The sequence below is a fragment of the Streptomyces sp. NPDC057623 genome, from assembly GCF_042800355.1.
Lineage (GTDB): Bacteria > Actinomycetota > Actinomycetes > Streptomycetales > Streptomycetaceae > Streptomyces.
The window spans coordinates 11967-32609 of the sequence record NZ_JBHVGZ010000088.1; the positions used below are offsets into that span (position 1 = coordinate 11967).

The 20643-nt window shown below is 72.1% G+C and carries 20 protein-coding genes; 12 read left to right on the top strand and 8 right to left on the bottom strand.

Translation table 11 applies throughout. The features are described 5' to 3' along the window. Nucleotides 1-31: 31 nt before the first annotated feature. The 6 genes from ACFU95_RS44855 (at nt 32) to ACFU95_RS44880 (ending at nt 7358) form a co-directional block, all read left to right on the top strand. The gene (locus ACFU95_RS44855) at nt 32-901 is read left to right on the top strand and encodes a fructosamine kinase family protein (RefSeq protein ID WP_383841538.1); all 870 of its coding nucleotides are present in this window, start codon (nt 32-34) and stop codon (nt 899-901) included. Nucleotides 902-1039: 138 nt separating this feature from the next. Beyond that, the gene (locus tag ACFU95_RS44860) at nt 1040-2104 is read left to right on the top strand and encodes a LacI family DNA-binding transcriptional regulator (RefSeq protein WP_383841541.1); all 1065 of its coding nucleotides are present in this window, start codon (nt 1040-1042) and stop codon (nt 2102-2104) included. A 52-nt stretch (nt 2105-2156) separates the two neighbouring features. Continuing rightward, complete coding sequence (locus tag ACFU95_RS44865) at nt 2157-3497, top strand: ABC transporter substrate-binding protein (RefSeq protein ID WP_383841544.1); 1341 nt, start codon at nt 2157-2159, stop codon at nt 3495-3497. An 11-nt stretch (nt 3498-3508) separates the two neighbouring features. After that, on the top strand, nt 3509-4453 hold the full coding sequence (locus ACFU95_RS44870; protein ID WP_383841547.1) for a carbohydrate ABC transporter permease: 945 nt from the start codon (nt 3509-3511) through the stop codon (nt 4451-4453). Beyond that, complete coding sequence (locus ACFU95_RS44875; RefSeq protein ID WP_383841550.1) at nt 4450-5268, top strand: carbohydrate ABC transporter permease; 819 nt, start codon at nt 4450-4452, stop codon at nt 5266-5268. The genes ACFU95_RS44870 and ACFU95_RS44875 overlap by 4 nt, the downstream gene beginning before the upstream one ends. A 29-nt stretch (nt 5269-5297) precedes the next feature. Then, nucleotides 5298-7358 (top strand): beta-galactosidase, encoded by a 2061-nt coding sequence (locus ACFU95_RS44880; protein ID WP_383841553.1) that lies wholly within the window; start codon nt 5298-5300, stop codon nt 7356-7358. A gap of 1 nt (nt 7359) precedes the next feature. Here the strand turns inward: ACFU95_RS44880 and ACFU95_RS44885 are convergent, their stop codons facing one another. From ACFU95_RS44885 to ACFU95_RS44905, 5 genes are all read right to left on the bottom strand, one after another. Next, nucleotides 7360-8223: a hypothetical protein gene (locus ACFU95_RS44885; protein WP_383841556.1), complete on the bottom strand. Its 864-nt coding sequence runs from the start codon at nt 8221-8223 to the stop codon at nt 7360-7362. 97 nt (nt 8224-8320) lie between these two features. Beyond that, nucleotides 8321-9514, bottom strand: coding sequence for a CaiB/BaiF CoA transferase family protein (locus ACFU95_RS44890; protein WP_383841559.1), 1194 nt, complete (start codon nt 9512-9514; stop codon nt 8321-8323). An 86-nt stretch (nt 9515-9600) separates the two neighbouring features. Then, nucleotides 9601-10059: a MarR family winged helix-turn-helix transcriptional regulator gene (locus ACFU95_RS44895; RefSeq protein WP_383841562.1), complete on the bottom strand. Its 459-nt coding sequence runs from the start codon at nt 10057-10059 to the stop codon at nt 9601-9603. Between the two features lie 101 nt (nt 10060-10160). Beyond that, nucleotides 10161-11165, bottom strand: a complete 1005-nt coding sequence (locus ACFU95_RS44900) for a helix-turn-helix domain-containing protein (protein WP_383841565.1) — start codon at nt 11163-11165, stop codon at nt 10161-10163. A gap of 165 nt (nt 11166-11330) precedes the next feature. Then, nucleotides 11331-12317 (bottom strand): alpha/beta hydrolase, encoded by a 987-nt coding sequence (locus tag ACFU95_RS44905; protein ID WP_383841568.1) that lies wholly within the window; start codon nt 12315-12317, stop codon nt 11331-11333. 233 nt (nt 12318-12550) lie between these two features. Between ACFU95_RS44905 and ACFU95_RS44910 the strand changes: the two genes are divergently transcribed. Further along, nucleotides 12551-13537, top strand: a complete 987-nt coding sequence (locus ACFU95_RS44910; RefSeq protein WP_383841571.1) for a TerC family protein — start codon at nt 12551-12553, stop codon at nt 13535-13537. 45 nt (nt 13538-13582) lie between these two features. On the opposite strand, the gene ACFU95_RS44915 is transcribed toward ACFU95_RS44910, so the two are convergent. Further along, nucleotides 13583-13813, bottom strand: coding sequence for a hypothetical protein (locus tag ACFU95_RS44915; protein WP_383841573.1), 231 nt, complete (start codon nt 13811-13813; stop codon nt 13583-13585). Nucleotides 13814-13937: 124 nt separating this feature from the next. On the opposite strand from ACFU95_RS44915, the gene ACFU95_RS44920 reads away from it, so the two are divergent. After that, nucleotides 13938-14843, top strand: coding sequence for a LysR family transcriptional regulator (locus ACFU95_RS44920; protein WP_383841577.1), 906 nt, complete (start codon nt 13938-13940; stop codon nt 14841-14843). A 73-nt stretch (nt 14844-14916) separates the two neighbouring features. Here ACFU95_RS44920 and ACFU95_RS44925 read toward each other — a convergent pair whose 3' ends face one another. Further along, nucleotides 14917-15480 carry an NAD(P)H-dependent oxidoreductase gene (locus ACFU95_RS44925; RefSeq protein ID WP_383841580.1) on the bottom strand — a complete coding sequence of 188 codons (564 nt, stop codon included), beginning with the start codon at nt 15478-15480 and terminating at the stop codon, nt 14917-14919. A 98-nt stretch (nt 15481-15578) separates the two neighbouring features. Between ACFU95_RS44925 and ACFU95_RS44930 the strand changes: the two genes are divergently transcribed. The 4 genes from ACFU95_RS44930 to ACFU95_RS44945 all read left to right on the top strand — a co-directional run bounded on the left by ACFU95_RS44930 (nt 15579) and on the right by ACFU95_RS44945 (nt 20113). Then, the gene (locus ACFU95_RS44930) at nt 15579-16253 is read left to right on the top strand and encodes a TetR/AcrR family transcriptional regulator (RefSeq protein WP_383841583.1); all 675 of its coding nucleotides are present in this window, start codon (nt 15579-15581) and stop codon (nt 16251-16253) included. Nucleotides 16254-16322: 69 nt separating this feature from the next. Further along, nucleotides 16323-17369 carry a LacI family DNA-binding transcriptional regulator gene (locus tag ACFU95_RS44935; protein ID WP_383841586.1) on the top strand — a complete coding sequence of 349 codons (1047 nt, stop codon included), beginning with the start codon at nt 16323-16325 and terminating at the stop codon, nt 17367-17369. 98 nt (nt 17370-17467) lie between these two features. Further along, nucleotides 17468-18646: a 4-hydroxybenzoate 3-monooxygenase gene (locus ACFU95_RS44940; protein WP_383841589.1), complete on the top strand. Its 1179-nt coding sequence runs from the start codon at nt 17468-17470 to the stop codon at nt 18644-18646. Nucleotides 18647-18676: 30 nt separating this feature from the next. Continuing rightward, the gene (locus ACFU95_RS44945) at nt 18677-20113 is read left to right on the top strand and encodes a benzaldehyde dehydrogenase (protein WP_383841592.1); all 1437 of its coding nucleotides are present in this window, start codon (nt 18677-18679) and stop codon (nt 20111-20113) included. A gap of 18 nt (nt 20114-20131) precedes the next feature. Here ACFU95_RS44945 and trxA read toward each other — a convergent pair whose 3' ends face one another. Next, nucleotides 20132-20518 (bottom strand): thioredoxin, encoded by a 387-nt coding sequence (trxA, locus tag ACFU95_RS44950; RefSeq protein ID WP_383841595.1) that lies wholly within the window; start codon nt 20516-20518, stop codon nt 20132-20134. Nucleotides 20519-20643: the final 125 nt, after the last annotated feature.

Sequence of the window (20643 nt, forward strand, 5' to 3'; positions counted from 1 at the left end):
GCCCGGCCGCGGGCCCCGTACCCTGAGCGCCGTGCAGAACAGCTCCGAAGACCCGGGTGCCACGGCCGCTCGATTCACCGGCCTGCCGGCGACCGGCCGGCGCCGGCTCTCCGCGACGCTCGCCGAAGTCACGCTCGACGGCGGACCTGTGGTCATGGTCAAACGCGGCGAAGGCCACCGCGCCGCGCAGGCCGAGGCGGCCGGACTGCGCTGGCTGGCCGAGGCCCGTGCCGTCCGGATCCCCGCCGTGCACGGCCACGACGAACGGTGGCTGGTCACGGACCGGGTGGCGACGGGCCGGCCCGGTGCCGACGCGGCGGAGCGCTTCGGCCGCGAGCTGGCCGCACTGCACACCGCCGGCGCGCCCGCGTTCGGCGCGCCACCGCCCGGCGGACCCGAGGACGCGTACATCGGGCTCGCCCCGATGCGCAACGTCACCGGTCCCGACTGGCCCCGCTGGTACGCCGAGCACCGGGTGCTGCCGTATGTGCGCCGCGCGGTCGACGACGGCACCGTCCGCGGCGCGGAGGCGACCGAGTTCGAGCAGGTCTGCGAACGCCTCCCCGAACTGGCGGGCCCGGCCGAGCAGCCCGCCCGGCTGCACGGCGACCTGTGGAACGGCAACGTCCTGTGGGGCGCCGACGGGCACACCTGGCTGATCGACCCCGCCGCGCACGGCGGCCACCGCGAGACCGACCTGGCCATGCTCCACCTCTTCGGCTGCCCCCACCTGGACCGCGTCCTGGACGGCTACCAGCAGACGGCCCCGCTGGCCGACGGCTGGGCCGACCGCGTCGCCCTGCACCAGCTCTTCCCGCTTCTGGTGCACGCCGTCCTCTTCGGCCGCGGCTACGCGGACCAGGCCCTCACAGCGGCGAGGACGATTCTCCGAACTCGTTGACGCACGAACCATTGACGGGCCGCCGAAGGCTCCCCACACTGGCGTGACTACGTAGTCATGTCAACGGCCGCACGCCTGTCGCTGCGACTGACTACGTAGTCAAGAGCCGCGCGCACACCACCGCTCCGGGAGCCCCTCATGACGACGACCCCGTCCGAAGGCACCCCCGGCGGGTTCGCGCGGCGCCGCCGCGGGCCCGGGATGACCGAGGTCGCCCGTGCCGCGGGTGTCTCCCAGAAGACGGTGTCGCGGGTCGTCAACGCCGAGCCGCATGTCAGCCCGGAGGTACGCGACCGCGTCCTGCGGGCCATCCGGGAGCTGGACTACCGCCCGAACAACGCGGCGCGCGCCCTGCTCCTCGGCCGCTACCGGCGGATCGGCGTCGTCTCGCTGGGCTCCGCCCTGTACGGTCCGTCGACGCTGCTCATCGCGCTGGAGCGGGCGATGCAGCGGGCGGGCTACTCGTTCGCCCTGGCCAGCACCCTGGAGGGACAGAGAGTGTCCGTGGCCGTCGAGGCGCTGCTGGAGCAGGGCGTCGACGGGATCGTGCTGTCCGAACCCATCGACGACGGCACCCCGCTCAGACTCGGCGCGGACGTACCGGTCGTCAGTCTCGGTGAGGGCGTCGACATCACCGAGGGCGTGGGTGCCGTCGTAGGCGCCGACGGGGTGGCGGCCGCCCGCATCGCCACCGAGCACCTGCTCGCCCTCGGCCACCGCACCGTCTGGCACATCCCCGGCCCCCAGAACTGGTGGGCCGCCCGGGACCGCCTGCGCGGCTGGCGCGAGGCGCTCGCCGCCGCCGGAGCCCCCGAACCGCCCCTCGCCACCGAGGGCGACTGGAGCCCGGCCGCCGGATACACGGCCGGACGACGGCTGTCCCGGCTGGCCGACGTCACCGCCGTGTTCGCCGCCAACGACGACATGGCGATCGGCGCCCTGCACGCCTTCACCGAGGCGGGCCGCCGCATCCCCGGCGACGTCAGCGTCATCGGCTACGACGACATCCCCGCCGCGGCCTACCTCGCCCCGCCCCTGACCACCGTCCGGCAGAACTTCACCGCCGTCGCCGACCGCGCCGTGGACCAGCTGACCGCCCTGATCGAGGGCCGTCCCGCACCGGCCGAACCCACCGAACCGGCCGTCGAGTTGACCGTACGGGCCTCCACGGGACCCGCCCCCCACTCGGCGTCTCCCCGCTGACCGCACCCCGGCCCCGCCACCGACCCCACCCGCACCACGTGAGGAGTCACGTGTGTACCCACCAGCACGCCCGAACCGCCGCGCCCTGCTGCACGGCGCCCTGGGCATGGGCACCGCCGCCGCACTGTCCGCCTGCGGAGGCGGCAGCACGACCGCTCTCACCTCCGGCGACGTCACCCTCGCCCTGTGGACCCACGACCCCGGCTACGAAGCCTTCTTCGAGAAGGGCATCCCGGAGGCCGACCGGCTCACCGACTTCCGCTACCACCTGAAGGTCACCCGCGCCGGAGCCCCCGACGTGGTCACCAAACTCCTCGCCCAGGCCGTCGCCGGGCGCGGCACACCCGATCTGGTGGGCTTCGAGATCGGCAGCTTCCCGCGCATGCTGCGCGGCGACATCGCCGAACGGCTGCTGTACGACCTCACCGACGACATCGCCGCCGTACCCGGCCTGAAGGACGACCTGCTGCCCGCCCGTACGGCCCCCTTCAGCGAGGACGGCCGGGTCTACGCCCTCGACTCGGACACTCCGATGGTCGTCTACTTCTACCGCGACGACCTCTTCGACCGGTACGACCTGCACGGTTCCACGGCCACCTGGGAGGAGTTCGCCGAGCTCGGCGCCCGCGTGCACCGGGACCACGGCGCGTCGATGTGCGTCGTCTCCACCGCGGGCAGCGACGCCGGCCAGGTCGTGCAGTCCTTCCAGATGCTGCTCTACCAGCGCGGCGGCGCCTTCTTCGACGCCGGCCAGAACCTCGTCCTCGACTCACCGGAGGCCGAGGAGGTCCTGCGCTTCCTGTGCGCCGGGCTGCGCAGCGGCTTCGTCATCGACGTCTCCGACTACTACGGCGCCGCGATGCAGGCCGCCCTGAAGCGGGGCCGGGTCATCGGACTGCCCATGGCCATCTGGTACAAGAACTACGGCCTGGTGCCCAACGTGCCCGAGCAGAAGGGGAGATGGCGGGTCAAGGCACTGCCCCGGTTCGCACGGGGCGGCGCGGTCACGGCCGCCGTCGGCGGTACCGGTTTCGGCGTCATCAAGGACAAGGCCAACACGCGGGCGGCCAGGGACTTCCTCTTCACCACCTGGCTCACTCGGGAAGGCCAGGTCCGCCGCTTCACCGAGACCGGCTATCTGCCCACCCGCCGCTCGGTCTACGACGACCCCCGCCTGAGCGCCGCACGGGACGACTTCTGCGGCGGCCAGCGCCTCTTCCCCCTCTACCGGGACCTGCTGCCCCAGGTGCCCCCGTTCCACCAGAGTCCCGACCAGTCGATCCTCTACGACGTGCTCGCCGGCAACCTCCTGCGCGCCTACCACGGCGATCTGAGCCCACGTCAGGCCCTGAAACAGACAGCGGCCGACTTCCACGACCAGGCCGGCCGATAGGAGGCCCCACCATGACCACCGCCCTGGCCGGCCCGAACCGTTCGGCCCGTGACCGCGACCGCGCGGGCGACACGAACCCCACCCGCCGCCCCAAGCGGTCCTGGGCGCCCTACCTCTTCATCTCGCCCTTCTATCTCCTCTACGTCCTGTTCATGCTGGTCCCCGTCGCCGTCTCGCTCTGGCTGAGCCTCACCGAATGGGTCGGCCTCGGCACCCCGCACTGGGTGGGCCTGCGCAACTACCGGCTCCTCGCCACCGACATCAGCTTCCACCGCGCCCTCGGCAACACGGCCGTCTTCGTCCTCGTCGCCGTCCTTGTCGTCGTGCCCCTCGCCCTGCTGATCGCCCAGGCACTCAACACCCGAGGACTGCGCGTCCGCGACCTGTGGCGCACGGCCTACTTCGTTCCGGTCGTCGTCTCCCCGATCCTTGTCGCACTCATCTTCGGCCTGGTCTTCGACCGGCAGTTCGGCCTCGCGAACTCGGTGCTGCGCGCCCTGTTCGGCACCGGCGGCGTGGACTGGCTGGGCGATCCGAGCCTGGCCAAGGTGAGCATCGCCCTGGTGATGCTGTGGCGCTGGACCGGCTACCTCACCGTCTTCTTCCTCGCCGGACTGCAGAACGTGCCAAGGGAGTTGTACGAGTCCGCCGCCCTCGACGGCGCGGGACGCCTGCGCACCTTCACCAACGTCACCCTGCCCGCCCTGAAACCGGTGACCGCCTTCGTCGTCGTGACGTCCTTCATCGGCGCGGCCCAGATCTTCGAGGAGCCGTACCTGCTGACGGGCGGCGGACCGGCCGAATCCACCCTCTCGGTCACGATGTTCATCTACCGCGCCGCCTTCCAGCGCCAGCAGTTCGGCTACGCGGCCGCCGCGGCCGTGGTGCTCTTCGTCCTCGTCTTCGGGCTGAGTCAGCTCGTCAACCGTCTCCTCGGCATCGGGAGGGCTTCGTGACGCGCACCCGTGTGCCGCTGTACGGCGTACTCGCCCTGCTGGCGCTGGCCTTCCTCGCCCCGCTCCTGTGGGCGCTGAGCGGCTCGTTCAAACCGCGCGGCGACATCTTCGGCTACCCGCCCCGGCTGCTCCCCGACCCGTTCACCCTGGACAACTACCAGCGCCTGTTCTCCGGACAGCCGTTCTGGCGCTGGTTCCTGATGAGCACGGTCGTCGCCCTGACCGCCACCCTCGTGTCCGTCTTCGTCTGCGCCCTGGCCGGCTACGGCTTCGCCAAGTTCCGCTTCGCCGGGAAGAACCTGCTGTTCGGCGTGATGTTCAGCTCGCTGTCCATCCCGTTCGCGGTGATTCTCGTGCCGTTGTTCGTCGTTCTCGTCAAGAGCGGGCTGGGCAGCCCGTGGTTCGCGCTGATCGTGCCGTGGGTGGCGCCCGCGTTCGGGATCTTCATGATGCAGCAGTACATCGTGCAGTCCATCCCGGACTCCGTGCTGGAGGCCGCCCGCATCGACGGGGCGAGCGAGTTCGGCATCTTCCGGACCATCGTGCTGCCCCTGCTGCGGCCCGCGCTCGGCGCGCTCGCCGTCTGGCAGTTCCTCCAGAGCTACAACAGCTTCCTGTGGCCGCTGGTGCTGGTCTCCGACAGCTCCCAGTACACCCTGCCGCTCGGCCTCCAGACCCTGTTCGTGTCGGAGCAGCGGCAGTACGACCTCGTCCTCGCCGGAGCGGTCCTCGCCGTCGTCCCCGCCGTCGCCCTGTTCGTCCTGCTGCGCAAGCAGCTCCTGGAGGGCCTGTCGACGGGCGCGGTCAAGGGCTGACGGTCACTCAACCATCGTATTGGAGAAGGATGTTCGTGCCCGCACCCCGTGTCCTGTTCGGCGCCGCCTACTACCACGAGTACCAGCCCCACGAGCGGCTCAAGGACGACCTCGACCTGATGGCCGAGGCCCGCTTCACCGTGATCCGGGTCGGCGAGTCGGTCTGGTCGACCTGGGAGCCTACGAGCGGCCGCTTCGACCTCGACTGGCTCGAACCGGTGCTGGACGGCGCCCACGAGCGGGGCATCTCGGTGATCCTCGGGACACCGACGTACGCGGTGCCGCCGTGGCTGGCCCGGCAGTACCCGGAGATCGCGGGGGAGTACGGCACCGGCCGGCGCCACGGCTGGGGCGCCCGGCAGGAGGTCGATTTCACCCACCCGGCGTTCCGCTTCCACGCCGAGCGGATCATCCGCAAGATCGTCGCCCGGTACGCCGGCCACCCGGCGGTGATCGGCTTCCAGGTCGACAACGAACCGGGCCTGCACCTCTTCCACAACCACGGCGTCTTCCAGCGCTTCACCGACGACCTGCGCGAGCGGTACGGCGACGTGGAGACCCTCAACCGCGAGTGGGGCCTGGTCTACTGGTCGCACCGGCTGTCCACCTGGGCCGACCTGTGGACCCCCGACGGGAACGTCCAGCCGCAGTACGACCTGGCCTGGCGGCGCTTCCAGGCCCGGCTCACCACCGAGTTCATCGCCTGGCAGGCCGAGATCGTGCGCGAGTACGCCCGCCCCGAACAGTTCGTCACCACCTGCATCTCCTACGACCGCCAGGCCGTCGAGGACGACAAGCTGACCGAGCGGCTCGACGTCACCGCGGGCAACCCGTACTACACGATGCAGGACGCCCTCGCGCTGCCCGACCCGGGCCGCTCCGGCCAGGACTGGACGACCAACGGCACCTGGGCGCTCTACCGCAGCGCCGACCGCATGTACTCCTCACGCCAGGAGCCCTTCCTGGTCACCGAGACGAACGCGCAGGCCATCAGCTATCCCTGGAACAACCGCCCCGCCTACGACGGCCAGTACCGCCAGGCCGCCTGGGCGCTCATCTCACGCGGCGCCTCGATGATCGAGTACTGGCACTGGCACACCCTGCACTTCGGCGCCGAGACCTACTGGGGCGGAATCCTGCCCCACAACGGCCGACCCGGTCGGGTCTACCGCGAACTCGCGGCGCTGGGCGCGGAGTTGGAGAAGGCGGGCGACCTGGTGGCGTCCCTCACCCCGGACGCCGACGTCGCCTTCCTCTACGACGGCCCGAGCAAGTGGGCGCTCCAGGCGCAGCCACCGCTGGCCAAGCCCGACGGCGGCCCGGACGACCGGTCGTACGAGACCGTCTTCGACGCCTTCTACCGGGGCGCCTTCGACGCCGGCCTCCAGTCGCTCATCCTCCACCCCGGCCAACTCCCCGACACCGAACTGCCGTCGGTCCTCGTCGTCCCCGCCTACTACGCCGCCGACGACGCCACCCTGGACCGGCTGAAGACATACGCCGAGCAGGGCGGCCACCTGGTACTCGGCCCCCGCACCGCATACGGCGACCACGAGGCGCGCGCCCGAACCGACGTCCAGCCCGCGCGCCTGGCCGAGGCGGCCGGGGTGACGTACGACGAGTTCAGCAATCTGGACGCCCCGCTGCCCGTGACCGGCACGGGTGCCCTCGCCCTCCCGCCCGGGGCTCGCGCGCTCCACTGGGCGGACGGTCTGCGACCGCTGGGCGGCGCCGAGGAGTTGGCGGCGTACGAGCACCCGCACTTCGGACGCTGGCCCGCCGCCACCACCCACCGGCACGGCGCCGGCCGCATCACCTACGTCGGCACCGTCCCGAACCCGGCCTTCGCCCGGACCCTGCTCCAGTGGACGACTCCGGCCGCCGCCACCCGGCACCGGGCACATCCGAGCGTCACGTCGACCTCGGCGACGTCCCGCGACGGTCGCCGGGTCCGCTTCCTGCACAACTGGTCGTGGGAGCCGGTGAGTGTCCCCGTGCCCGAGGCGCTGCGGGACGTGCTGTCCGGCGTCGAGTACCTCACCGAAGTACCCCTCGGCCCCTGGGACGTGAAGGTCCTCCAGGAGCGGTGACTCAGTCCGAGCCCCGCACCGGCCGGCCCGTGTACGCGTCCAGCAGGATCCGGTCGCCGAGCGGGCGGTCCAGTTCCACCGTCACCTTCCTGGCCAGCAGTTGGGCCGTGCAAGGGCCTTCCTCCTGTCCGGTGACGTAGCCGGACAGGACCACACTGCCGTCCGTCTCCAGCACGTCCACGGCGGGTCCGTCGTCGCAGGCCCCGTGGTGGGCCAGCACCGTGACGGACCCGCCGTCCGCGGCCACCTCCACCATCTTGTCGAGCTCGAAGAGACCCTCGCTGAGGTGGCTCACCGGTCCGATGGGCGACCTGGGCGGCTTCGCGGGGGCGAGGGCGACCCGCTTGAGCGGGGTGTCGTAGCCGTCGAGAGTGAACAACCAGGCCGGGACGGTGGCCGGACCGCGGCTGGTGGCCAGCGTCGTCTCGCCCAGCTTCGCCCCGGTCACCGTGAGGTGCGGCGCGGGGGAACTGCCGCGGTCCAGCCGCTCGTACGCCTCCCGTGCCCCCATCAGCGGCAGCGTGAGCGAGTCACCGCTCCGCCAGGTCACCCGCGCGTCCTTCGCCGAGCGCTCGGGCAGGTCGCCGCGCAGCACGAAGTTCCGGCTGGCGTACGCCTCTTTGTCGGCGTCGTCGTGGAACGCGTCCTCGGGCAGTTGCACCGGGTCGGCCACCGGGAAGTAGCCCTTGCGCCAGATCTCGGCGGCCGGTGAACCGTCCCAGGCCCTGGCGACCTTCAGTGCGCGCGGCCTGGTGTCCGGCGCGGGCTCGGACGTGTCGGCGCCTGCCGCGTCGGCGCCGCACCCGGTGGCGAACAGGCCCAGTGCGGTGAGTGTCCCGACGATGTGTGAGCTGGTCGTACGCATGGATCCCCCAGAGCGGACGGTGACGAGCCGGTGGGGGCGGTGCCGGCGCCGCCCGACACTGTGACGCACGAAGGGGGCGCGGCGTTCGGGGGGACGTTCAGATGACGCCGTCGGCGCGCAGGGCCGCCATCTCCTCGCCGCCGAGGCCGAGTTCGGCGAGGATCGCCTCGGTGTGCTCGCCCGCCGCCGGTACCGGGTCCATGCGCGCGGACAGGCCGGCGAGGTCGGCAGGCGGGACCAGTGCCTCCACCATCGCTCCGCCGGGGACCGCGACGTCCCGCCAGCGGCCGCGCGCGGCCAGGACCGGGTGGTCCAGGAACGCGGCGACGTCGTTGACCCCGGCACAGGCGATGGCGATGGACTCCAGGTCCTTGAGGATCTCCTCGGCGTCTGAGCGGGCACAGCGCTCGGCGACGATGGCGTTGAGCTCGTCGCGGTGGGCCACGCGGGCGGAGCCCGTGGCGAAACGCGGGTCGTCGGTCAGCTCGGGCCGGCCCAGGAACTCCGCGCACAGGGCGGTCCACTCACGCTCGTTCTGGATGGAGAACAGCACCTCCTTGCCGTCGGCGGCCGCGAAGGTGCCGTACGGCGCGATGGTGGCGTGCTGGGTGCCCAGACGCGGGGGCTGGCTGCCGCCGTACCGGGTGTAGTAGGCGGGCTGGCCCATCCACTCTGCCAGTGCCTCGAACAGGGACACCTCCACCGGGTGGGCCCTGCCGGTCGTGGCGCGGGTGTACAGGGAGGTGAGGATGCCGCTGTACGCGTACATCCCGGCGGCGATGTCGGCGACGGAGATGCCCACCCGGGCGGTCTCCTCGGGCGTGCCGTTCAGCGACACCAGTCCGGTCTGGCACTGCACCAGGAGGTCGTACGCCTTGCGGTCGGCCCACGGCCCGGAGGTGCCGTACCCGGAGATCGTGCACGGGATCAGCCGCGGCCACCGCTCGGCGAGTGCCTCGGCACCCAGGCCGAGGCGGCCGGCCGCGCCCGGCGCCAGGTTCTGCACGAACACGTCGGCGCCGTCGAGCAGGCGGTCGAGGATCTCGCGGCCCCCGGGGTCCTTGAAGTCCAGCGTGAGGGATTCCTTGGACCGGTTGAGCCACACGAAATAGCTGGAGGTGCCGTGCACCGTCGTGTCGTACCGGCGGGCGAAGTCCCCGCCCCCGGGCCGCTCCACCTTGATCACGCGCGCGCCCAGGTCGGCGAGCTGCCGGGTGGCGTAGGGGGCGGCCACGGCCTGTTCGAGGCTGACCACCGTGATGCCGGACAGGGGAAGCTGCGTCGCGATCATACGGCCCAGTTGTACGACCCCACCCGACCGCTGTCAATGGCGCTTGTGCCCCTTGACCTGCGCGTTCGCCGATCCGTGGGGCGGGGTCAGACCGGCACGCGGAGCGTTTCCACCGCCCTGACCAGCGGGGCGAGTTCGGGGTTCTTGGCGGCTTCGTCGAGGGCCTGGCGCAGGGCTGTGTCGTTGGTGGGGCGTGCCTGTTCGAGGAGTTCGAGTCCGGTGTCGGTGACGTCGGTGTAGATGCCGCGGCGGTCGGTGGGGCAGAGGTAGCGGGAGAGCAGGCCGCGGTCTTCCAGGCGGGTGACGAGTCGGGTGGTGGCGCTCTGGCTGAGGACGACGGCGTCGGCGACCTGCTTCATCTGCAGGTGGCCGCCTTCGCCGCTGTGCTGGCGGCTGAGGACGTCGAGCAGGGAGTACTCGCGCACGCTGAGGTCGTGCCCGCTCTGGAGGGCGCGCTCGATGTGCGCCTCGATCCTGCCGTGCAGCAGGGAGAGGGCGCACCAGCCCTGGGCGAGCGCGGTGAGCGCGGGATCTGTGGCGGTCATGGCGCCGGTCTCCTGTCCCGAGGTGAGTGACGTCCAGGATAGGCCATGCGTGAAATTTCCGGCGGTCGCGCATATCGTGCGCGTGCAAGCAATGACTCCCGTTACCGGTCGTGCTGATTCCGTGCCAGATGCCGCATCGCCAGCGCCAGGCCCAGCCTGAACCGTCCCTGCGGAGTGCGCAGCGGCCAGCCCAGCAGGTGCTCGGCGTGTGCGAGCCGCTCCTGGAGTGTGGAGTGGTGGACGTTGATCTCGGCCGCTGCCGCCCGCAGGCTCACCGTCGTGGCGACGGCGTGCAGCGTGGCGAGCAGCCAGGGCGCGGCTGCCGCGGCAGTCTCCAGGGCCTGGACGTCGGGCGGCGGCTCGGCGCCCGGTACGACGAGGTCGGCGAGGAGTGCGACATCGCCGAGTTCGTCGGCGTGGACGACGCCGGGACCGGGGTCCTGCGCGGTGCCCTCGGCGGTGAACCGGAGCGCGACGCGCGCCTGCGACCAGGAGCGCGGCAGCTGGAGCGGTGGTACGGCGGGCCCCACGCCCACCCGGCCGACGGGCGGCTCGGCGTCCCCGTCGGCGGGGACGATCCTGGGCCGGCCGTCGAGCGGGGCCAGGACGCGGGCCGGCGCGGCGGGGTCGAGCCCCAGCCGACGGGCCGCGTGCAGGCGAGCCGCCTCCGGAGCCGTCGCGTCGAGGACGGTCTCGACCAGCGCGGGATCATCGGCCGGCGCCCGCCCGCGAGTCCGGTCGAGAACGAGCCGTACCGCGCCCGCGGCCCGCTCCAGGATCACCGCGTCGACCACGCTGGGCTCCGCCTCCTGAGCCCGCTCCAGCCACAGCGCGTGAGCGCCGCCCGGCGTCAGCGGGGCGGACGGCCAGGCGGGGTCCGGCGGCAGGGCGCTGTCCCGGCGCGTCCCGTCGGCCTCGACCCGCACCCGCACCCGCCGGTCCGCGTCCACCAGCCGGGCCGGCACCCCGGCCAGCACGGCGGCACCGCGCACCAGCGCCTCCAGTCCGGCCCGGGACTCGGCGAGCCGGTCGAAGTAGGCGATGACACGAACGGCGGCCCCGGCGTCCGGGTCGAGCGCGGTCAGGCGTCCGGCCAGCTCTTTCATAGGCCCATGGTGCGGTATGCGGTCAAGCGGCGGGGAGGGCCGTGCGGCAGCCGCACCCCGTGCGCGATGCGCCGGGGCCCGCAGCTCACCGGAGGCGCGGCAACGGAGGTCGGCCCGCGCCCCCAGCGCCGCGCAACGCCGCGGAGGATCAGGCGCGACGCGCCCTCACCGGCTCAACAACCGCCTCAGCCACGCCAGATGCGCGCCCCGGCAGACCTGCGACAGCGCCGCCTGCGGAGCGAACCCGTCGAACCCGTGGAAGCCGCCCGGCCACACATGCAGCTCGGCCACCCCGCCCGCCTGCCAGATCCGGGAGGCATAGGCGACGACCTCGTCACGGAAGGTCTCCGCGGAGCCGACGTCCAGGAAGGCCGGGGGCAGCCCGGACAGGTCCTCGGCACGGGCCGGCGCCGCGTACGCGGGGACGTCGGGCCCGCCGCGGCGCTCTCCGAGCAACGCCGTCCAGCCCGTCTCGTTCGCCGTACGGTCCCAGACGCCCAGGCCCGCCATCTGGTAGGTGGACGGGCTGTCGTTGCGGTCGTCCAGCATCGGGCACATCAGCAGCTGGCCGATCAGCTCGGGGCCTCCGCGGTCCCGGGTCAGCAGGGCCAGCGCCGCGGACAGCCCGCCACCGGCGCTGGCACCGGCGACGACGATCCGCTGCGGGTCGCCGTCGAGCTCGGCGGCGTGCTTCGCCGTCCACTCCAGGCCGGCGTACACGTCCTCGACGGGCGCCGGGTGCGGGTGCTCGGGTGCGAGCCGGTACTCCACGGACACCACGACCGCGTCCAGTTCCTTCGCCCAGTCCAGGGCGGCGTCGACGCCGACGCGGTTGTTGCCGAGGACCATCCCGCCGCCGTGGACGTGGTAGATCACGGGCCGTGGGCCCGCGGTCGCGGGGGCGGCGGGCCGGCAGATCAGCAGGGAGATCTCGGGGGCGCCCGCCGGGCCCGGCACCGCCCGGTCCTCGACCTCGAAGAAGCCGTCCAGGGTCAGGTCGAGCTCGGCCAGCATCTGGATTCCCGCGCCCTGGCGGACGTCGGCTATCTCGTCCATCGTCAGGCCGGGCGAGATCACGTCCCTGATGAGCTCCAGAGCGGCGGCGAGCTCGGGGTCGAACGGCGGCGGGACCTGCGGCGGGACCTGGGTCATGGCTTCTCCTCACACGGGGCACCTGAGTGCGCGGCGGCTCTGTGGCCATGATCTGCGGGGCGGCCTCGCCCCGGGGGCCGCCGTTCGGCGGAACCTGCCCGCCGTCCGGCGGGTGGGAGACGGGTGACCCGGAGTTTGCCAGGCCTTGGCCTGTTGTTCACCGGTTGTGGGTGGAAGGGATGACCGGCGAAGACAACGCTTTCTACGCCCCACCTGCACCAGGAGTACTATCCGTGAACGTCTCCCTCTCTGTCTGGCTGCTGACCGTAGTGGCCCTGTGCGCGCTCGTCGCCGTGGACTTCTTCATCGGTCGCAAACCCCACGACGTCTCCATCCGGGAGGCGGGGACGTGGACGATCGTCTGGATCGTCCTTGCCTGTCTGTTCGGCGTCGGCCTGTACTTCTACGGCGGCGGCGGGCCCACGGGCGAGTTCTTCGCCGGGTACATCACCGAGAAGTCGCTCAGCGTCGACAACCTCTTCGTCTTCGTCCTGATCATGGGGAAGTTCGCGGTCCCCTCGCAGTACCAGCAGCGCGTCCTGATGGTCGGCGTGATCATGGCCCTCGTGCTGCGTGCCGGGTTCATCGCGGCCGGCGCGGCGATCATCTCCACGTTCTCCTGGGTGTTCTACCTCTTCGGCGCCTTCCTGATCTGGACCGCCTGGAAGCTCGTCCAGGACGCCCGCAAGGAGGAGCACGAGGAGGAGTACAAGGAGAACAAGCTGCTGAAGATGGCGGAGGAACGGTTCGGCGTGGCCGACCGCTACCACGGCACCAAGCTGTTCATCACCGAGAACGGCAAGCGGATCATGACGCCGATGCTGGTCGTGATGCTCGCGATCGGCTCCACGGACGTCCTCTTCGCCCTCGACTCCATCCCGGCCATCTACGGGCTGACCCAGGACCCGTACATCGTCTTCACCGCCAACGCCTTCGCCCTGATGGGCCTCAGGCAGCTGTACTTCCTCATCGGCGGCCTGCTGAAGAAGCTGGTCCACCTCAGCTACGGCCTGTCGATCATCCTCGGCTTCATCGGCGTCAAGCTCGTCCTGCACGCACTGCACGAGTCCGGCGTCCACGTCCCCGAGATCAGCATCCCCTTCTCGCTCGGCTTCATCGTGCTGGTCCTGGCGGTCACGACGCTGACCAGCCTGCGCGCTTCGAAGAAGCAGGAGCTGGAGCGGGCGAAGGAGCAGGCCGAGGCGGAAGGCGCCGCGTAGCGGGCGGGGGCGCCTTCCCGGCGGTGTGACGACCCGTTCGCCGGGTCACCGGCAGGGCGAGTCCGTCGGACTCCCCGCGGGCGCCCCGGAGGGCCGGCTGCGGGAGACGACGCGCATGCCGCGGGCGTCCACGCTGCGCACCTGCAGCGAACCGCAGGCGCACCGTGTCCACACCGTGCTGCCCGTCGCCGTGGTGTGCCGGGACACCAGCTGGTAGGGCTCGGCCCCGTCGGGCCACCCGCAGTGCGGGCAGACGGTGCCGGTCGTGCTGGTCATGGCGACTCCTCGTCCTTCGGCGGCTGGTCGTGCTGGTTGATCGTCGCGACACCACCAAGGGTGCGGTGCGCCTTCTTGCACGTCCAGGTTGACTTTCCGGACGCCACCTTGAAGCGTGGGCTTCATGATTGACCTGCGCCGACTGCATGTGCTGAGGGCCGTGGCGCACTACGGCACGGTGACCGCGGCCGCTCGCGCCCTGCACTTCACCCCGTCCGCCGCCTCCCAGCAGATCCGCCAGCTCGCCCGTGACCTGGGCGTCGATCTCCTCGAACCGCAGGGGCGCGGGGTGCGTCTGACCGCGGCCGCGGAGAGCCTGCTCGCGCACGCCGACGCGATCGCGGAGCGCTGGGAGGCGGCCGAACTCGACCTGCGCGCCGAGTACAGCGCCCCCGCCGGGCACCTGCGCGTCAGCGGTTTTCCGATGGCCGTCTCGGTGCTGCTGGCGCCGATGGCCGTACGGCTGCGGGAGCGGCATCCGCGGCTGACCGTACGGATTCAGGAGACGGGGGTGCCGGAGAGCTTCGACCAGCTCTTCGAGGGGCAGGTCGACCTGGCCGTGGTGGAGGTCACCCCGCTCAACCCCCCGCTGGGCGACGCGCGCTTCGACCAGCAGCCGCTGCTGGACGACCCGTACGACCTCGTCGTCCCCGACGACCATCCGCTGGCCGCGCGCGGGCGCGTCGACCTCGCGGAGGCGGCGCACGAGGACTGGATCGCGCCGGTGCCGGACAGCCCCTGCCGTCCGCATGTGATGTCGGCCTGCGGGGCGGCCGGGTTCACTCCCGACGTGATCCACCACGCCCTGGACTGGAACGTCACCGCCCACCTGGTCGCCCACCGGCTCGGCGTCGCCCTGATCCCGAGGCTGGCCCAGCTGACGCCGCACCTGCCGATCACCCGGGTCCGCTGCGCGGGCGACCCGCACCGCAAGGTGCTCACCTGCACGCGCCGGGGCTGCCGGGAGCGCCCGGCGGTGGCGGCGGCGCTGGAGGAGCTGCGGGAGCTGGCGCCGACGGCGGTGGCGTGACCGGCGGTGGCCGGACACGCGAAGAGGGGCCGGAGCGCTCGGCTCCGGCCCCTGCTGAGGACCTCGGGTCGGGTCAGGCCGCGACGGCCTCGCCCGCGTGCCCGTGGACGCGCGCGACGACCTCGGTCAGCTGCGCGGCGACCTCGGCGTCGTCGGACGGGTGGGTCTCGGCGAAACGGGTCAGCGAGCCGGGGATGGACAGCTTGACGTCCTCCAGCACCTTGCCGCCGGCGATGCCCACGGCCTTGCGGGTCTCGTCCTGCGCCCACACGCCGCCGTACTGGCCGAAGGCGGTGCCGACCACGGCGACCGGCTTGCCGCCGAAGGCCCCGGCGCCGTACGGGCGGGACAGCCAGTCGATGGCGTTCTTCAGCACGGCCGGGATGGTGCCGTTGTACTCGGGCGAGAAGAAGAGGAAGCCGTCGGCGGCCTGCGCGGCCTCGCGCAGCTCGGCTGCGGCGGCCGGGACGCTGCCCTCGACGTCGATGTCCTCGTTGTAGAAGGGGATGTCGGCCAGGCCCTCGAAGAGCACGACGTCGGCGCCCTCAGGAGCGAGCTTGACGGCCGCCTCGGCCAGCTGACGGTTGTGCGAACCGGCGCGAAGGCTGCCGACGAGTGCGAGGATGCGAACAGACATGCGAACTCCAAGATGCTGAAACACTGCCGTGACAATCCGGACCGGGGTCCGTTTAAGTTCTAGCATCCTAACCGGACCGAGGTCCAGTTTCATTCCCGATGCTTTACGCTGGGTTCATGTCCGCCCTTCTGCCGCCCTTCCCCCAGCCCCAGGGGCCCGTCGACGAGCCCCGGCTGCTGGAGGTCGGTTCCGCCGCCGACGAGCCCTGCCTGCGCGCCGACGCGGCCCGCAACCGGGCCCGGCTGCTGGAGGCCGCCACCCGGCTGATCGCGGAGCACGGCGCGGCCGGGGTCACCATGGAAGCGGTGGCCGCGGAGGCCGGGGTGGGCAAGGGGACGGTCTTCCGTCGCTTCGGCGACCGCACCGGACTGCTGACGGCGTTGCTGGACCACTCCGCGAGGAAGCTCCAGGCCGACTTCCTCGGCGGGCCGCCGCCGCTGGGTCCCGGGGCGCCCCCGGTCGAGCGACTGCGGGCGTTCGGCGTGGCGGTGCTGTACCGCACGGCCGAGCAGCTGGACCTGCAGCTCGCCGCCCAGCCGGACCCGACCCGGCGCTACTCCCACCCCTCGGTCCGGGCCCTCCACACACACGTCACGGTGCTCCTGCGGCAGAGCCTGCCGGACGCCGACTGCGATCTCCTCGCCCAGACGCTCATGGCGTACCTCGACCCCGCCCTGATCAACCACCTGACCAGGCAGTGCGGCATGCCCATGGAGCGGCTGGAGAAGGGCTGGCTCGACCTGGTCGGCCGCGTGACGCGCGCAGCGGCCTGAGCGGGGCCCACGCCGGGGCGTGAACGGGCGAGGACCCTCACCTGAACCTCACTCACAGCTTCTGCGAAGATGCCGTACGTCATGGTGCAGATACCGAAAACGCCCGCGCCCGCTTCCTCCGCATCGCGCTCGGTACCCACGAGCGCCGATGTGGCCCGCCTGGCCGGCGTCTCGCGCGCGACCGTCTCCTACGTCCTCAACAAGACCAGCGCCGTCCGGATCAGCGAGCCCACCCGCCGCCGCGTGCACGAGGCCGCGAAGGAACTCGGGTACGTCCCGCACGCGGCGGCCCGCAGCCTGCGCGCCGGGCACAGCCGCATGGTCCTGATGCCCGCCCCGAGCTTCCCCGTCGGCCCGCTCTACAGCCGCTTCCTCGGCGACCTCCAGCTGGCGCTCGGCCGCCTCGACTACACCGTCGTGCAGCACGGCAGCGTCGGCCTGCACGGCGACGAGGCGGCCCGCGCCTGGGCCGAGCTGCGTCCCGTCGCCGTCCTGGTGTCCGGCTCCGGCCTCGGCCCGAAGGGCGTGACGGTGCTCAAGCGCTCCGGCGCCCGGGCCGTGGTCTCGCTCGGCCCCGAGTCCGTCGAGGGCGCCCACGCCCTGCTGATGGACTACGAGGCGGTGGGGCACTGCGCGGGCAGCCACCTCTACGCCCGCGGCCGGCGCCGGATCGGCGTCGTCGTGCCCGAGGAGGACCGTCTGGACGACTTCTCCACGCCCCGCCTCGAAGGGGTACGCCGCGCCCTGCACGGCACGGACGCCACCCTGACCGAGCTGCCCCTCGCCTACGAGGAGGAGTCCGCCGCACGGCTCGCCGCCCGCTGGCGCGACCTCGGTCTCGACGCCGTGTTCGCCTACAACGACGAGTACGCGATGCTGCTCATGCGCGCCCTCCAGGACCAGGGCGTCCGCGTCCCCGACGACACGGCGCTCATCGGCGCCGACGACCTGATGCTGGGACGGCTGCTGCGGCCCAGGCTGAGCACGGTCCACATCGAACTGCCCTCCGGCCGCGACCTCGCGGAGCTGGTCGACCGCGCGGTGCGCGACCCCGGCGCCGCACCCGAGACGCACAAGGTGCTGGGCGCGACGGTGGTGCACCGCGGGTCCAGCTGAGGGCTCGGGGCCTGTCGACGCTTCCCGGCCGTCCCGCGGCGTCCGACAGGCCCCGGCGAGTCCGCCCGATGTACCGTCGAAGCCAGGGAGGCGTGGGAATGCGCACGACGGTCGGCATCATCGGCGGCGGCCCCGCCGGACTGCTCCTCGCGCGCCTGCTGCACCGTGCGGGCGTCGACTGCGTGGTCCTGGAGGCCCGGACGCGGGAGTACGTCGAACAGCGTCAGCGGGCCGGAATGCTGGAGCAGGGCACGGTCGACGCGTTGCGCGAGGCCGGCGCCGCAGAGCGGCTGACGGCCGAGGGGCTGGTGCACCAGGGCATCGAGCTGCGCTTCGGCCGGGAGCGCCACCACATCGACTTCCCCGCCCTCACCGGCGGCCGTACGGTGACGATCTACGCCCAGACCGAGATCGTGAAGGACCTCGTCGCGCTGCAACTCGGCGAGGGCCCACCGCTGTTGTTCGAGGCCCAGGCGCTCGCCGTCGGGAATCCGGAGAGCGACAGGCCCGTCGTACGGTTTCGGCACGAGGGCCGTGAGCAGACGCTGACCTGTGACTGGGTCGCCGGCTGCGACGGCTTCCACGGCATCTCCCGTGACGCCTTCCCGGCCGGGATCGCCCGCTCCTACGCGCGCGACTATCCGTACTCCTGGCTCGGCATCATGGCCGAAGTGCCGCCGTCCTGCGACGAGTTGGTCTACGCGCGGGGTGAACGCGGCTTCGCGCTGCACAGCATGCGCTCACCGTCGGTCTCCCGGCTCTACCTCCAGGTCCCGAACGGTACCGACCCGGGCGACTGGCCCGACGAGCGCGTCTGGGACGAACTCGCCGCCCGCTTCGCGATCGACGCGGACTGGACCCTGAACCGCGGACCCGTCACCGCCAAGTCCGTGACGACGATGCGCGCCTACGTCCACGAACCGATGCGCCACGGGCGGCTGTTCCTCGCCGGGGACGCCGCCCACATCGTCCCGCCGACAGGCGCCAAGGGCCTCAACCTCGCCGTGTCGGACGTACGGGTCCTGGCGCGCGGCTTCATCGAGCTGCACCGCACCGGAAGCACACAACTTCTCGATGACTACTCCGAGTTGTGTCTTCGACGTGTGTGGCAGGTGAGCCGTTTCTCGGACGACATGACTAAGATGTTGCACGCTCAACCAGACGGGGATGTGTTCGACGACCGGATGCAGCTCGCACGTCTGCGCCGGATCACCGCATCCCGTCACGCGGCCGCCGAACTGGCGGCGCACTACTCGGGACTTCCGCTCCCCGTGTGAGTCCCGCCGGTGATCGAACGGAGAGTCGCAATGCCGTTGCTCGACCCGAAGGCCTGGCAGTCCACCTCCCTGTCGGCAGGGGAGTACGCCGTCACCGAGCCCGCCACCGGCGACACGCTCGGTACCGTCACCCTGGCCGGCGCCGAGGACGTCGGTACAGCCGCCGAGGCCGCCCGCGCCACCCAGAGCGAGTGGGCGCGCGTCCCGCACTTCGTACGCGCCGCAGTGCTGCGCAAGGCCGGTGACCTGTTCGCCGCGCACGCCGACGAGCTGCGCGAATGGCTCGTCCGCGAGTCCGGATCGATCCCCGGCAAGGCCGACTTCGAGCTGCACGTCGCCTCCCAGGAGTGCTACGAGGCCGCCGCACTCGCCTCCCGCCCGGCCGGGCACATCCTGCCCAGCGAGGCACCCCGGCTGTCGTACACGCGCCGGGTCCCCGTCGGCGTCGTCGGGGTGATCGCCCCGTTCAACGCCCCACTGATCCTCTCCATCCGCTCCGTAGCCCCGGCCCTCGCGCTCGGCAACGCGGTCGTCCTGAAGCCGGACCCGCGCACCGCTGTCTGCGGTGGCCTCGCCCTGGCGGCGATCTTCGCCGAGGCGGGACTGCCCGAGGGGCTGCTGCACATCCTGCCGGGCGGCCCGGAGGCGGGCCAGGCGCTGGTCGCCGACCCGCGCGTGCCCGTCATCTCCTTCACCGGGTCCACGGGGGCGGGCCGGGCCGTCGGCGAGGCGGCCGGGCGTCATCTCAAGCGCGCGCACCTGGAGTTGGGCGGCAACTCCGCCCTGATCGTGCTGGAGGACGCCGACATCGACGCGGTGATCTCCACGGCCGCCTGGGGCTCCTTCTTCCACCAGGGCCAGATCTGCATGACGACCGGCCGTCACCTGGTCCACCGGTCGCTGTACGAGGAGTATGTCGAGCGCCTCGCGGCCAAGGCCGACGCCCTCGCCGTCGGCGACCCGCACCGCGCCGAGGTCCACCTCGGCCCGCTCATCGACTCGGGCCAGCTGGACAAGGTGCACGGCCTGGTGGAGGCCAGTACGTCCCGGGGAGCCAAGCTCGCCGCGGGCGGCACCCACGAGCAGCTGTTCTACCGGCCGACCGTGCTCGCCGGCGTCGACGACCAGACCCCCGCGTACGCCGAGGAGGTATTCGGTCCCGTCGCGCCCGTACGCCCCTTCGCCACCGCCGACGAGGCCGCCGCCCTCGCCGCGGCCAGCTCCTACGGCCTCTCCCTGGGCATCGTCACCGGGGACGCCGCGCGGGGCCTCGACCTGGCCGAGCGCATCCCGACCGGCATCGTGCACATCAACGACCAGACCGTGAACGACGAGGCCGTCGCGCCCTTCGGCGGTATCGCCGCCTCCGGTACCGGCGCCCGGTTCGGCGGCGAGTCCAACCTGGAGGCGTTCACCGACGTGCGCTGGACGACGGTGCGTGGTGACGTGGCGGCGTACCCCTTCTAGGCCTTCTGGACCACGGTCCTACTGGCCGTTCTGCTCGGCCTGCTCCTGCTGGGCGGCCACGGCCTTGCGGACCTCGTCCATGTCGAGCTTGCGGGCCTGCCCGATGACGTCCACCAGGGCGGCCTCGGGCAGGGCCCCCGGCTGCGCGAACACGGCCACACGGTCCCGCACGATCATCAGCGTCGGAATCGACTGGATGCCGAAGGCGGCGGCCAGCTCCGGCTGCGCCTCCGTGTCGACCTTGCCGAACACGAGATCAGGGTTCTCCTCGGCCGCCTTCTCGTACACCGGCGCGAACTGACGGCACGGCCCGCACCAGGCTGCCCAGAAGTCGATCAGAACGAACTCGTTGTCCGTGACCGTCTCGTCGAAGTTCTCCTTGGTGAGCTCCACGGTGCTGCTCATGGCGAATTCCTCTTCCTGGTGTGGGGGCGAAGCCGTCGGCGACAACACGACCGTACGGCCGCGTATTCCGTCGTATCTCCGCGCACGTACCCGTGTGGCCACGCCGCACACCACCCGTAAGACTG

What these genes read in the sequence shown, in the direction of transcription:
- ACFU95_RS44860 (WP_383841541.1), top strand. Translation starts at nt 1,040, where the DNA reads ATGACGACGACCCCGTCCGAAGGCACCCCCGGCGGGTTCGCGCGGCGC.
- ACFU95_RS44870 (WP_383841547.1), top strand. Translation starts at nt 3,509, where the DNA reads ATGACCACCGCCCTGGCCGGCCCGAACCGTTCGGCCCGTGACCGCGAC.
- ACFU95_RS44880 (WP_383841553.1), top strand. Translation starts at nt 5,298, where the DNA reads ATGTTCGTGCCCGCACCCCGTGTCCTGTTCGGCGCCGCCTACTACCAC.
- ACFU95_RS44885 (WP_383841556.1), bottom strand. Translation starts at nt 8,223, where the DNA reads ATGCGTACGACCAGCTCACACATCGTCGGGACACTCACCGCACTGGGC.
- ACFU95_RS44890 (WP_383841559.1), bottom strand. Translation starts at nt 9,514, where the DNA reads ATGATCGCGACGCAGCTTCCCCTGTCCGGCATCACGGTGGTCAGCCTC.
- ACFU95_RS44895 (WP_383841562.1), bottom strand. Translation starts at nt 10,059, where the DNA reads ATGACCGCCACAGATCCCGCGCTCACCGCGCTCGCCCAGGGCTGGTGC.
- ACFU95_RS44900 (WP_383841565.1), bottom strand. Translation starts at nt 11,165, where the DNA reads ATGAAAGAGCTGGCCGGACGCCTGACCGCGCTCGACCCGGACGCCGGG.
- ACFU95_RS44905 (WP_383841568.1), bottom strand. Translation starts at nt 12,317, where the DNA reads ATGACCCAGGTCCCGCCGCAGGTCCCGCCGCCGTTCGACCCCGAGCTC.
- ACFU95_RS44915 (WP_383841573.1), bottom strand. Translation starts at nt 13,813, where the DNA reads ATGACCAGCACGACCGGCACCGTCTGCCCGCACTGCGGGTGGCCCGAC.
- ACFU95_RS44920 (WP_383841577.1), top strand. Translation starts at nt 13,938, where the DNA reads ATGATTGACCTGCGCCGACTGCATGTGCTGAGGGCCGTGGCGCACTAC.
- ACFU95_RS44925 (WP_383841580.1), bottom strand. Translation starts at nt 15,480, where the DNA reads ATGTCTGTTCGCATCCTCGCACTCGTCGGCAGCCTTCGCGCCGGTTCG.
- ACFU95_RS44930 (WP_383841583.1), top strand. Translation starts at nt 15,579, where the DNA reads ATGCTTTACGCTGGGTTCATGTCCGCCCTTCTGCCGCCCTTCCCCCAG.
- ACFU95_RS44935 (WP_383841586.1), top strand. Translation starts at nt 16,323, where the DNA reads ATGCCGTACGTCATGGTGCAGATACCGAAAACGCCCGCGCCCGCTTCC.
- ACFU95_RS44940 (WP_383841589.1), top strand. Translation starts at nt 17,468, where the DNA reads ATGCGCACGACGGTCGGCATCATCGGCGGCGGCCCCGCCGGACTGCTC.
- ACFU95_RS44945 (WP_383841592.1), top strand. Translation starts at nt 18,677, where the DNA reads ATGCCGTTGCTCGACCCGAAGGCCTGGCAGTCCACCTCCCTGTCGGCA.
- trxA (WP_383841595.1), bottom strand. Translation starts at nt 20,518, where the DNA reads ATGAGCAGCACCGTGGAGCTCACCAAGGAGAACTTCGACGAGACGGTC.